Origin of the sequence: Achromobacter aloeverae (assembly GCF_004121055.1) — a bacterium.
In the GTDB taxonomy this organism is placed as follows: Bacteria; Pseudomonadota; Gammaproteobacteria; order Burkholderiales; family Burkholderiaceae_B; genus Bordetella_C; species Bordetella_C aloeverae.
The window spans coordinates 192,162-204,562 of sequence record NZ_PYAL01000007.1 but is presented as its reverse complement, the minus strand read 5'-3'; the positions used below and the strand labels follow the sequence as shown (position 1 = coordinate 204,562).

General features: G+C 67.7%; 7 protein-coding genes and 1 pseudogene. 7 read left to right on the top strand and 1 reads right to left on the bottom strand.

The features are described from left to right. The first annotated feature begins 50 nt into the window (after positions 1-50). From gudD to C7R54_RS22310, 4 genes are all read left to right on the top strand, one after another. Entirely contained in the window at positions 51-1,406 is a 1,356-nt protein-coding gene (gene gudD / locus C7R54_RS22325) for a glucarate dehydratase (RefSeq protein ID WP_129152680.1), read from the top strand. A 480-nt stretch (positions 1,407-1,886) separates the two neighbouring features. Continuing rightward, the gene (locus C7R54_RS22320) at positions 1,887-2,378 is read left to right on the top strand and encodes a (2Fe-2S)-binding protein (RefSeq protein WP_129152677.1); all 492 of its coding nucleotides are present in this window, start codon (positions 1,887-1,889) and stop codon (positions 2,376-2,378) included. Next, positions 2,378-4,639, top strand: a complete 2,262-nt coding sequence (locus tag C7R54_RS22315) for a xanthine dehydrogenase family protein molybdopterin-binding subunit (RefSeq protein WP_129152675.1) — start codon at positions 2,378-2,380, stop codon at positions 4,637-4,639. Before C7R54_RS22320 ends, C7R54_RS22315 begins: the two co-directional genes overlap by 1 nt. Positions 4,640-4,674: 35 nt before the next feature. After that, positions 4,675-6,063, top strand: coding sequence for a c-type cytochrome (locus tag C7R54_RS22310; RefSeq protein ID WP_129152673.1), 1,389 nt, complete (start codon positions 4,675-4,677; stop codon positions 6,061-6,063). Between the two features lie 75 nt (positions 6,064-6,138). Here C7R54_RS22310 and C7R54_RS22305 read toward each other — a convergent pair whose 3' ends face one another. Then, the gene (locus tag C7R54_RS22305; protein ID WP_192903722.1) at positions 6,139-7,188 is read right to left on the bottom strand and encodes a Fic family protein; all 1,050 of its coding nucleotides are present in this window, start codon (positions 7,186-7,188) and stop codon (positions 6,139-6,141) included. A gap of 619 nt (positions 7,189-7,807) precedes the next feature. On the opposite strand from C7R54_RS22305, the gene C7R54_RS22300 reads away from it, so the two are divergent. The 3 genes and pseudogenes from C7R54_RS22300 to C7R54_RS22290 all read left to right on the top strand — a co-directional run. Then, a complete protein-coding gene (locus C7R54_RS22300) occupies positions 7,808-8,533 on the top strand; it encodes a DUF3348 domain-containing protein (RefSeq protein WP_129152671.1) in 726 nt (241 codons plus the stop codon). 12 nt (positions 8,534-8,545) lie between these two features. Then, positions 8,546-11,743: a DUF802 domain-containing protein gene (locus C7R54_RS22295; protein ID WP_129152670.1), complete on the top strand. Its 3,198-nt coding sequence runs from the start codon at positions 8,546-8,548 to the stop codon at positions 11,741-11,743. Further along, positions 11,740-12,372, top strand: a pseudogene (locus tag C7R54_RS22290) (OmpA family protein); the annotation flags it as partial. The gene C7R54_RS22295 and the pseudogene C7R54_RS22290, both read left to right, overlap by 4 nt. Between the last annotated feature and the right edge of the window lie 29 nt (positions 12,373-12,401).

The following is a 12,401-nucleotide window of genomic DNA, read 5'->3' as shown; positions in this document are numbered from 1 at the left end:
CCGCCAGCATTGCACCGCCCTTACCGTCATCCTCTCGCCGGAATCCGATCATGTCCGTTTGCTCTCCCCACCAACCCCCGGGTCGCACGCCCGTCATTACCGACGTGCGCGTCGTGCCGGTCGCCGGTCACGACTCCATGCTGCTCAACCTGAGCGGCGCGCATGCGCCTTTCTTCACGCGCAACCTGTTGATCCTGACCGACAGTTCGGGGCGCCAGGGCGTGGGCGAAGTGCCCGGGGGAGAGAAGATCCGCGCCACGCTGGAAGACGCGCGTCCGCTCATCCTCGGTCGGGCCCTGGGGGACTACCAGGCCGTGCTGAACGATATGCGGCGCCAGTTCGGCGGGCGCGACAGCGCCGGTCGAGGCCAGCAGACCTTCGACCTGCGCGTGACCATCCACGCGGTGACGGCGGCCGAATCGGCGCTGCTGGACCTGCTGGGACAGTTCCTCGACGTGCCGGTGGCGGCGCTGCTGGGCGAGGGCGTGCAGCGCACGTCGGTGCAGATGCTGGGCTATCTCTTCTACGTGGGCGACCGGCGCAAGACCAATCTGCCTTACCAGAGCGCGCCGGAGGCGCAGGACGATTGGCTGCGGCTGCGCCACGAAGAGGCGTTGACGCCGCAGGCCATCGTCAAGCTGGCCGAAGCGGCCTATGCGCGCTACGGTTTCGAGGACTTCAAGCTCAAGGGCGGGGTGTTGAGCGGCGAGGAGGAGGTCGAGGCCATCCGCGCGCTGCACGAACGCTTCCCGCGCGCCCGCATCACGCTGGATCCCAATGGCGGCTGGCTGCTGCGGGATGCCGTGCGCCTGTGCCGCGACCTGCATGGCGTGATGGCCTATGCGGAAGATCCCTGCGGCGCGGAGGGCGTGTACTCGGGCCGCGAGGTCATGGCCGAATTCCGCCGCGCCACCGGGCTGCCCACGGCCACGAACATGGTCGCCACGGACTGGCGCGAAATGGCGCATGCCCTGTCCTTGCAGTCGGTCGATATCCCGTTGGCCGATCCGCATTTCTGGACCTTGCAGGGATCGGTGCGCGTGGCGCAGACCTGCCAGGCCTTCGGGCTGACCTGGGGCTCGCATTCGAACAACCATTTCGATGTCTCGCTGGCGATGTTCACGCACGTGGGCGCTGCCGCGCCGGGCCGCGTGACGGCGATCGATACGCACTGGATCTGGCAGGATGGGCAGCAGCTGACGCGCAATCCCTTGCGCATCGAGAATGGCTATGTCCAGCTGCCTTCCAGCGGCGGCCTGGGCATCGAGCTGGACATGGACGCGGTGGAGCAGGCGCACCAGCTGTACCTGCAATACGCCCTGGGCGCGCGCGACGACGCCATGGCCATGCAGTTCCTGGTGCCGGGATGGAAGTTCGACAACAAGCGTCCTTGCCTGGTGCGCTGAACGCCGGCGCGCCTTGCCCGGACACAGTGGTGCCGGGCTCCCCAGGCCACCGTCCTTGGCCACCGCAAGCAGCCGCGCTCCAACGGGGTGCGGTTTCTTCCACGGACAACCTGCTCCCCCGTCAGGGGGAGCAGGCCCATAGCCGGCTGGCATCAAGAAAATCTTGTAAGAAAATCCACACAAAAAATTTGCCTAACCTTATTCCGCAAATACGCTGTATCCAAACAGATATATCGATCAGGTAAAGGCGCAATATCCCGGCTCACTGTAGCGCAGCCCACTCACCGTCCCGCCTCCTCCGAATCCCGTTTGCCTTTTTCTCCAGCCCACGCGGCCGGCCCGTCCCCACCCCCTTCCAGCAAGGCGAATTTTTTCGAACCCACCCCCTTGCCAGCGTGATATGGTTCCCGCGATCGGCGGTGCGCGACCGTTGTTTTCACGCCAGGTCCAGCCCGTCCTCACGGCAACGAGGAAAGAGCCATGGAACTCGAAATCAACGGCAAGATGCATCAGGTACATTCCAGCGCCGATACGCCCTTGCTGTGGGTGATCCGCGACGAACTGGGCATGACGGGCACCAAGTACGGCTGCGGCCTGGCCCAATGCGGCGCCTGTACGGTGATGGTCGACGGGGTGGCGATGCGTTCCTGTGTGACGCCCGTCGACGGCATGGCCGGCAAGCACATCACGACCATAGAAGCGATCGAGGACGATAGCGTCGGCAAGCGCGTCGTCGCCGCCTGGATCAAGCACCAGGTCCCGCAGTGCGGCTACTGCCAATCCGGCCAGGTCATGGCCGCGACGGCGCTGCTCAAGCAGGTCCCCAATCCGACCAACGAGGAGATCGCGGCCGCGATGGTCAACCTGTGCCGCTGCGGCACGTACAACGCGATCAACGCGGCGGTGCATGAACTGGCCGGCCCGGCCGGCAAGACGGCCGCCGTCTCCGCCGCCAAGCAGGAGAACGTGTAATGGACCATCTCTCCGATCCCGCCGGCGCGGACGATGCTTTCCCGTTGGCGCAACCCACGAATATCTCCCGCCGCCGCTTCCTGCTGGCCTCGGCCGGCACCGCGGCGGGCGCCTTCGTGCTCGGTTTCGGCCTGCCCGTCGGCACCGCGCGCGCCCAGGCAGCCGCCGCCGCGCCGGCCCGGGCGACCAAGGTACCGGCCTTCCTGGAGATCCGGCCCGACAACACCATCCGCCTGCAAAGCGCCTTCGCCGAAGGCGGCCAGGGCGTCTACACCGCCATGGCGCAAATCGTGGGCGAGGAACTGGACGCCGATCCCGCCACCTTCATCGTGGAATGCGCGCCGCCCGGCAGCGACTACGTCGTCATGGACAGCGGCCGACGCATCACCGGCGGCAGTTCGTCGGTGCGCTTCGGCTACGCGAACATGCGCCGCCTGGGCGCCCTGGCGCGCGCGATGCTGTTGCAGGCCGCCGCCAATCGCCTGGACATCCCGGCGACCGAGCTCACCACGCAGCCGGGCCGTGTGGTGCACGCCGCCAGCGGCCGGTCCCTGGCCTACGGCGAACTGGCCACGGCTGCCATGGACCTGCCGGTGCCCGATCCGAACAGCGTGACGCTGCGGGACCCCGCGCAATTTCGCTGGATAGGCAAACCGGTGCAGCGGGTGGACGTGCGCGACAAGTCGACGGGCAAGGCGCTCTACGCCATCGACATGCGCGTCGACGGCATGCTGCACGCGGCCGTGCAGCATGCGCCCCGGCTGGGCATGACGGCCGGCGCCTTGCGCAACGAAGACCAGGTCAAGGCCATGCCGGGCGTGCATTCCGTCCACGTGCTGCCGGGCGCGGTGGCGGTGGTCGCGCAGCGCTGGTGGGACGCCAAGCGCGCGGTGGAAGCCGTGCAGGTCGATTGGCGCGAGGCGGCGGCCGATTCGACCTTGCGCGTCATGCCCGCCGACTTCTCGACGGCCGCGTTCCGCGACAGCCTGGCCGGCCAGTCGGGGCAGGGCGTCGACGCGGAGAAGCAAGGCGACGTCGAGGCGGCTTTCAAGAACGCCAAGACCGTGGTCAGCGCGACCTACGACAGCCAGTATTTGCGCCATGCGCAGCTCGAACCGCCGTCCACCCTGGCGCGTTTCAATCCGGACGGCTCGCTGGAGCTGTGGATACCCAACCAGGCGCAGGACATTTTCCTGGCCGACATCGCCAGGCGCACGGGACTGGATCCCAAGCAGATCACCGTGCATTCGCCGCTGCTGGGTGGCTTCTTCGGCCGCCATTTTCTCTACGACACCGCCAATCCCTTCCCGCAGGCGATCGCGCTGGCGAAGGCGGTCGGGCGGCCGGTCAAGGTCATCTGGAGCCGCGAGGAGGAGTTCCTGCGCGACGTCTGCCGTCCCATGGCAGCGGTCCGCTTCCGCGCCGCGCTGGACGCGGCGGGCATGCCGGTGGCGCTGGAGGCGGTGAGCGCCACGGAAGGCCCCACCGAAGGCATCGCCAACAAGAAGGCCGACAAGCACGACCCCTCGGCGGTGGAAGGGCTGGCGGGCAAGTCATACGCCATTGCCAACCGGCGTATCGCGCAGCTGTATGTGAAGACGCCGATGATGCTGGGGTACTGGCGGTCGGTGGGCAATTCCATGAACGATTTCTTCTATGAAACGTTCCTCGACGAGCTTGCCGACAAGGGCGGACAGGACCCCTACGCCCTGCGCATGAAATTGCTGGAAGGCAACCAGCGTCTCACCCGGCTCCTGCAATCGGTGGGCGAGTTGTCAGGCGGATGGAAGCGCGGCCCTTATGTGGCCGAGGACGGGACGCGGCGCGCGCGTGGCGTCGCAATGGCGTCGCCCTTCGGATCGCAGGCCGCGGCCATCGCGGAAGTGTCCATCGGCAAGGACGGCCAGGTGGTGGTGCATGATGTCTGGCAAGCCATCGATCCCGGCTCCATCGTGAATCCAGCCATCATCGAGCACCAGGTCAGCGGCGCCGTGGCGCTGGGCTTGTCCCAGGTGCTGCTGGAGCAGGCGGTCTACGAACAAGGCAAGCCGGTGGCGCGCAACTACGACATGTACCCCATCCTGCCGCCCGGCCGCATGGCGCGCGTGCACGTGCGCATCGTCGAAAGCGGGGAGAAGATGGGCGGCATCGGCGAACCGCCGCTGCCGGCCATCCCGCCGGCCGTGGCCAATGCGGTTTCCACGCTGACGGGTCAGCGCATCCGCAGCATGCCATTGTCGAAATTCACCTTCAAGGCCTGACCCCCCCCCCCCGCATCCGGGAATAGCGACAACATATGAAGAAAAAACGGTTCGGCCGCAAGCTGGCCACGGTGGCGGCGATAGCCGTCCTGGCGGTCGTCGCGGGCGCCGCCTACGTGGCGCACACGCCGGCATCCCCTTTCGATGGCAAGACCGACGTCGACACCGCTTCCGCGCGCCTGATCCAGCGCGGCGAATACGTGGCCCGGGCCAGCGATTGCGTGGCCTGCCATAGCGTGCCCGACGCAGCGCCGTTCAGCGGGGGGCTGGCGATGGCAACGCCCTTGGGAACGATCTACACCACCAACATCACGCCGGACAAGACGACGGGCATAGGCGCGTACAGCCTGGCCGATTTCGACCGGGCCATGCGCCACGGCGTGGCGCGCGACGGCCACCGCCTGTATCCCGCCATGCCGTATCCGTCGTACGTGAAGCTCAGCGACGACGATGTGCAGGCGCTTTATGCCTATTTCATGCATGGCGTGCAGCCTGCCCATCGGGAAAATCGCCCCGGCGGCATCGAATGGCCGCTGAACATGCGGTGGCCGCTGGCGGTGTGGAATGCGGTCTTCGCGCCGTCGGAGACGTACCGGCCCAAGCCGCCTCCCGCGCCCGTCCAGGATGCCGACAAGGGCACGCTGTGGAACCGGGGCGCGTACCTGGTGCAGGCGGCCGGCCATTGCGGCAGCTGCCATACGCCGCGCGGGTTCGCGATGAACGAGCGGGCGTTCGACGAGAGCAGCCCGCTCTACGTGTCGGGCGCCTTGCTGGACGGCTGGTACGCGCCCAGCCTGCGCAACGATCCGAACACCGGCCTGGGGCGCTGGAGCGAGGAGGATGTCCAGCAGTTCCTGAAGACGGGGCGCAACCGGCACGCCGTGGTGTACGGCTCGATGACTGACGTGGTCAACAACTCGACGCAGTTCATGTCCGACGAGGACCTGAAGGCCATCGCGCACTACCTGAAATCCTTGCCGGGCGCGCCGGAACGCGACGGGCCGCCATGGAAGTACGATGCGTCCTCGACCGCGTCGCTGGCCGTCGGCGAGCGGCTGAAGGTGCCCGGCGCGCAGACCTTCGCGGCGCGTTGCAGCGCCTGCCACGGTATCGACGGTCGCGGCCAGGCGCCGTGGATCCCGCCGCTGGCGGGCGCGGTGTCGTCCATGAGCAAGGAAAACGCGTCCAGCATCAACATCACCCTGAACGGCTCGGGGCGCGTCGTCGCGAATGGCACGCCGGATGCCTACCGCATGCCGCCGTTCCGTAACCAGCTGTCCGACAAGGAAATCGCCGACGTGCTGACGTTCGTGCGCACCGCCTGGGGCAACCAGGGCGGCGCCGTGGCGCAGTCCGCGGTCAAGGACCTGCGGGACCGGACCGATCCGGCCAGCAGCGAGGTGATCATCCTGCAGATGCGGTGACGGGCGCGGCGCGGGCATTGCCCGTCCCATCTGGCCGCGTCCCCGCGGCCGCCTCGTCTCCGGGGCGCTCGGGGGCTAATGCGGGCGCCCACGGTCTATCCACGCCTGCGTCTTGCCGATGGGCAGCCGGTAACGGGCGCAGTTATAGGATTCGAGGTGCGTCAGTTCGGTATTGAGCATGGCGCGAAATGCAGCCGCATCCGTCTCCGCGACATGAAGAGCTTGCACGGCAGACTCGAGGCTCCTCCCGAAGTGGACGATTTGCTGAATCGCCTCGCCGAGTTGTTCCCGGTAGCGAACCCGCAATGGATCTGGTCCGCCCATGGATTCGATGATCGCCTGGTACTTGGCGATGGAGCGGCGGTAGGTCCAGTCGAAGAGTTCGACCGCTAGGGTCACATCAAGCCGTTCGTAGATGCCCAGCATCGCCAGCGCGTAGTCAGTCCGTCCCACATCCAGAAAGGATAGCGGCGAACAGTTCGCCAGCATGAGCGGCATGTTGGCGGCCAGACGACTAGTGCGCTTGTTGCCGTCAACGAAGGGCTGTAGGTACGCAAGATGGACCCACAGGAAGAATGCAGCCTCGACCGGATTGTGGATAGCTCGCGCCTTGTCGACGATTGCACGCAGCGTTTCTTCCAGCAGGTGGGGAACCTGGCTCGGTACATAGACCGTATCCTGGATGTTGACGATTTTCTGCCGGATGGCCCCGAGGTCGGCTGAGTCAGGCAGCAGGTCACGCATGAGCAGGCTCTGCAAGTTTCGCAACACGGGGGGCGTGATGCCCTCGGTGGGCACTGCGTCGACCATGAACTCGATGGCGTCCTTGTGATTGAGCAGCATCGTGGCGTCTCGGTCATCGCTCTCGGAGCGGCCCTTTTCGAACAGCGCTCGTGTATCCAGCAGGCTGATGCGGTTTCCTTCGAGCCGGGACGAATACCAGGACAGATCGATGAGCAACTGCTCCAGCACCTTGCGGGCATAGGTGCCGGCGGGTTGCTGGTCTTTCGATTTGCCGAGGCCGTGGAGCTCCGCCGCGAGCGTGCCGGGCAGCAGGCTGGAAGCATTGGGCTGATAGCGGTCGACAAAAGTGCGTTGGTAGGAAACAGGGTGGCGCGTGCCCATGGGGGCTGCCAGTGCGGAGATGAGGTGCCGTCCCGCAGCGCTCCACGCGGGCGAGGCGAACGCTACGCCACGCGCATCCGGCACGGCGGCGCCAGCCCCCGCCCGCGGTCGGGAGAGCGGCACGCAATAGGTCACGGACCGTCCGGCACCTTGCCGTTCCAGGTCGCCTGCCGCTACCAGGGATGCCAGTGCCCGATTGACGGTCGGCCTGGAGTGGCCGCTGTGGGCCTGGATGGCTCGGGCGGGCACTCCGGGCGAACCTGCCCGTTGCTCGTGAACGACGTACTCCAGGATGACTGAGGAAAGAGGGTTGCCCAACGCATGTCCTAACCATGATTAATCTTATCAAAATCTTATCATAATCGTATCAGTACGCGATGAGATTAAAGGATGATGAGGAATTAACGAGATTCTCTATTAGCAGGGATCTCTCATAATCTTCTCAGAATCTTATCAAATGACTGAGAAGCTTATCGATGGGAAAATGCTCATTCACTCGGGCCGGCCCCGGGACGGACCCCGTCACCCACGCACACATTTCACCTGCGCGCACCTGAGCTCCCGGGGCCGCCGCGGGAAGCCGCCCCTGCTACACTTCTGGCTTTTTGACTCGGGTGCTATGGGGCAACAACCACGGCGCACAGGTCTCAGCGGCCCGGCGCTCATCCGCCTGCTCGCGCGTTTGACGGACATCGAGGCGACCCCGCCGGGGCAGTCGCCCACTGACCGGCTGGGCTCCTGGCTGGCCTGGACCGACGCCATTGCGCTGTCGGCGGCCCTGGATGGCAACCCGCCCGCGGTGCCGACCAGCGCGCGTGGCGAGGATGGCGAAGAAACGCGCGCCTGTGCCGACGTTCGTGCTTACCTGGAGAAGTCCATCGAGGGGGTTTTTACGCCTCGACGGCGCGCCTCGCCCACGGGACGCGGCGTCCAGGTGGAAGAGCCGACGGATTTCTCCATTTACCGCCAGCGCTACCTGACGCTGCAGCAGACGATGGAAAACGCCATCGGCAGCCTGCGCGTGCGCCTGCGCACCATGCTTGCCGCCAGCGCGGCCGATATGACCCGCCTGGCGGTGCTGGACGCCGTCATGGAAAGGGTGCTGGGCGCGCGCGAGCATAATCTGCTGGCCGGCGTGCCGGGCCTGCTGGAAACGCGCTATCGGGACCTGCGCCAGCAGGAGCAGACCGCGCTCGCCGAGGCGGAGGCCGCCCAGCGTCCGGCGCCCGTGCGCGCGGGTGCCTGGCTGGATGCGTTTCGCAGGGACATGCGCGCCGTCATGCACGCCGAATTGGCGCTTCGTTTACAACCGGTCGAAGGGCTGCTTTCCGCCTTTCGCGCCTGATAACGGGACACTATGTCCAAATACCTGATCAACTTCGTTGTGTTCCTGGCCGGTCTGGCCGTTGTCGGCTGGGTGGGCGCGGGTTATGCCAATACCAACACCCTGGCCCTGGTGGTCACCCTGCTGATCGCCGCCTTCTACCTGGGAGGCGTGCTGGAATTACAGCGCTACCAGCGCGCGACCGGAACGCTGGCGCGCGGCGTGGCCGACCTGGCCAGCCCGCCGGCCGACACCGGCGCCTGGCTCGAACGCCTGCATCCCAGCCTGCGCAACGCGGTACGGCTGCGCATGGACGGCGAACGCGTCGCGCTGCCCGGCCCATCGCTGACCCCCTACCTGGTGGGCCTGCTGGTCCTGCTGGGCATGCTGGGCACCTTCCTGGGCATGGTGGCGACCTTGCGCGGCACCGGCGGGGCGCTGGAAGCGGCGTCGGACCTGCAAGGCATACGCGCTTCGCTGGCCGCGCCCATCAAGGGCCTGGGATTCGCCTTCGGCACGTCGGTGGCCGGCGTGGCCACCTCGGCGGCGCTGGGCCTGCTGGCCGCGCTGGCGCGGCGCGACCGCATCCTGGTCTCGCAAGAGCTGGACAGCCGCATCGCCCTGACCATGGGCGGCCACACGCGCCAGCACCAGCGCGAGGAAGCCTTCCGCCTGATGCAGCGCCAGGCCGAACTGATGCCGGCCCTGGTCGAGCGCCTGCAAGCCGTGGCGCAGTCGGTGGAGGCGCAGAGCAGGACGCTGACCGAGCGCCTGTCGGCCGACCATGCGGACCTGAACGCCCGGCTGGCGGGCAACCATGAGGCGCTGTCCGCGCGGCTCGTCGGCGACCACCAGGCGCTGAGCGAGCGCCTGGGCGCCGCCCAGGCCTCCTTGCAGCAAGGCCTGGCCGCGAACCAGGAGGCCCTGGCCGCCCGCCTGGGCGGGAGCCTGGACACGCTGGCCGAACGCCTGGGCGGCGGCCTTGATGCCCTGGGCGATCGCGTCGGCGGTGGCCTGGACACGCTCAATACCCGCATCGCCGGCGATTTCGAATCCCTGAGCAAGCAGTTGGGCGGCAGCCTGGCGACCCTGGGCGCCGACCTGGGCGGCAACTTCGACGGCCTCAGCGAGCGCGTGGGCAGCCGCCTGGACGACCTGACCGAACGCGTCGGGGGACGGCTGGACGAACTTGGCCGCGCCACGGGCGCCAGCCTCGCGGACCTGGGCGCCAGGGTGGGCGATGGCTTCGAGGCCCTGGACCAGCGCCTGGGCCGCGGCCACGAAGCGCTGCACGAACGGCTGGCCGCCGATCATGGCGCGTTGAACCAGCAACTCGACAGCCGCCACGAAGCCCTGCGCGCCGCCCTGGTCCAGGGACAGGCCGAACAGGCCGAGCGCCACGGTGTGCAGATCGAGGCCATGGAAAACCGGCTGGCCGGCCGCCATGCGGACCTGCATGCGGCGCTGACGGGCAACCAGGCCGAACTGAACGATCACATCCGCGCGGGCTTCGATAACTTGCGGGGCGAGCTGGTCACGGGCCAGGCCGCGCTTGCCGAGAAACTGGTCCATGGCCATGCCACGCTGAACGACCGCTACGTGTCGGGCCAGGCCGAACTGAATGACAAGCTGGCGGCCAACCACGCCGCCTTGAGCGAAAAGCTCACATCGAGCCACGCGGCGTTGGCCGACAAACTGGTCGCGAGCCAGGCGGACCTCGACGCGCGCCTCGCCGCCAGCTACGAAACCCTCAACGGCGCGTTGACCGGCGGGCAGCAAGCGCTGGCCGGGCAACTGACGACCGGCCAGGAGGCCTTGCACCAGCGCCTGGAGCAACACCAGCAGTCGTTGGCCGAGCGCCTTGCCGCCAGCCAGCAAGCCTTGCACGAACGCTCCGCTACCGCCTACGAGGACCTGGCCGCGACGGTTCGGCAGACCTTGCAGGAAAATATCGGCATCAGCGCCCGCATCGCGGGCGAGGCGATCCAGCCGGCCGTGCGCGCGACGCTGGACGGCCTGGCCAACGAAACCGCGACCTGGCGCGCCACCGTCACCGACTCGGTGCGCGAACAACTGGCCGGCCTCGCCGCGCATTTCGAAACCACCACGGGCGATGTTTCCAAGGTGTGGACCGATGCGCTGGCGCAGCACCGGCAGGACAGCGAGCAGCTGGCGCAGGCGCTGGGCGCGACGCTGGACCGTTATGCCGCGGCGTTCGAGGAACGTACCGAACGCCTGCTGGGCGAAGTCGCGCTGCATCTGGAGAGCGCCACGTCCGGCGTCACGCAGGCCTGGCAAAGCGCCCTGGACACGCAGGCGCAGGCCGGCGCCCAGCGTGCCGAGGCGCTGCTGCGGACCCTGGCCCAGGACCAGTCCCAAGCCCGCGCCGCCGCCGCCGCCGAGGAGCAGCAGCGCCTGGAGGCATGGCGCGAGGCGCTCGCCGGCATGACCGCCGAATTGCAGGAGCAGCTCGACAAGATCGAACGGCGCGCCGCCACGCGGGCCGAGGAGATCAGCGATACCCTGGCCCAGGCCGCGCGCGACATGGCCGCGCAGGCGGAAGACCAGGCGCGCGACACCGTCGCCGAGATCGCCAGCCTGCTGCAAGCGGCCGCCGAGGCGCCGCGCGCCGCGGCCACGGTGATCGCGGAGCTGCGCGACAACCTTTCCGCCAGCATGGAGCGCGACAACGCGATGCTGGAAGAGCGCGGCCGCCTGCTGGAAACCGTGTCCACGCTGCTGGATGCCGTCAACCATGCGGCCACCGAGCAGCGCGGCGCGGTCGATGCGCTCGTCACCCGCTCCGCCGAATTGCTGCAGGAAATAGGCGTCGGTTTCACCACGCACGTGGAGAACCAGACCACGGCCCTCACGGCGCGCGTCGAGGAGGAAACGGGCAAGCTCGCCGGCCATGTCGAGGCCGAGACGGGCAAGCTGGCCGGCATCGCCGCCCAGGTCACCGCCAGCGCGGCGGAGATCGGCAGCATGGGCGAGGCCTTCGGCGCCGCCGTGCAGCTGTTCGGGCAATCCAACGGCGCCCTGGTGGAGCAGTTGCAGCGCATCGAGGCCGCGCTGGACAAGTCGCTGGCGCGCAGCGATGAACAATTGGCCTACTACGTGGCGCAGGCGCGCGAAGTGGTCGACCTCAGCGTGATGTCGCAGAAGCAGATCATCGAAGACCTGCAACAGCTGGCTGCCGCGCGGGCGGATAACGGTACCGAGGCGGCATGAGCGACGATATCGACGCCGGCGTCGAGACTTCCGCACCGGCCTGGGCCGTCTTCGGCGACCTGATGTCGGTCTTGCTGGGGGCCTTCGTCCTGGTGCTGCTGGGTGTGATCGGCATGCAGCTGGACCTGAGCACCAAGCTGCAGGAGGAGGTCAAGCAGCGCCAGGAAGAAACGCAGCGCCGCGAGACGCTGGAGGAAGCCTTGGCCGTGCCGCTGGCGCAGGGCCGCATCACGCTGGTCAACGGCCGCATCGGCATCAGCGGCAGCGTGCTGTTCGCGCTGAACTCGGACCAGTTGCAGCCCGAGGGACGCGAGGTGCTGCAAAGCCTGGTGTTGCCGCTGACGACCTATTTGCGCAACCATGCCGAGATTCTCATGGTCAGCGGCTTTACCGACAACCAGCAGATACGTGAAGGCAATCGGCGCTTTGCCGACAACCTGGAGCTGTCCGCGCAGCGCGCGTTGACGGTCACGCGCGCGCTGATCGATGCCGGCGTGCCGCGCACCCTCGTCTTCGCCGCCGCCTTCGGCGCGGAGCAGCCGGTGGCGTCGAACGACGACGAGGATGGCCGCTCCAGGAACCGCCGCGTGGAAATCGCGCCGATTCCGCGGCAGGCCTCGGATGGCGTGCAGGGTGCGCAGGGTGCACAGGGTGCGGC

Coding starts and splice junctions, on each gene's coding strand:
- C7R54_RS22315 (WP_129152675.1), top strand. CDS start 2,378: ATGGACCATCTCTCCGATCCCGCCGGCGCGGACGATGCTTTCCCGTTG.
- C7R54_RS22300 (WP_129152671.1), top strand. CDS start 7,808: ATGGGGCAACAACCACGGCGCACAGGTCTCAGCGGCCCGGCGCTCATC.
- C7R54_RS22320 (WP_129152677.1), top strand. CDS start 1,887: ATGGAACTCGAAATCAACGGCAAGATGCATCAGGTACATTCCAGCGCC.
- C7R54_RS22310 (WP_129152673.1), top strand. CDS start 4,675: ATGAAGAAAAAACGGTTCGGCCGCAAGCTGGCCACGGTGGCGGCGATA.
- C7R54_RS22295 (WP_129152670.1), top strand. CDS start 8,546: ATGTCCAAATACCTGATCAACTTCGTTGTGTTCCTGGCCGGTCTGGCC.
- C7R54_RS22305 (WP_192903722.1), bottom strand. CDS start 7,188: ATGGGCACGCGCCACCCTGTTTCCTACCAACGCACTTTTGTCGACCGC.
- gudD (WP_129152680.1), top strand. CDS start 51: ATGTCCGTTTGCTCTCCCCACCAACCCCCGGGTCGCACGCCCGTCATT.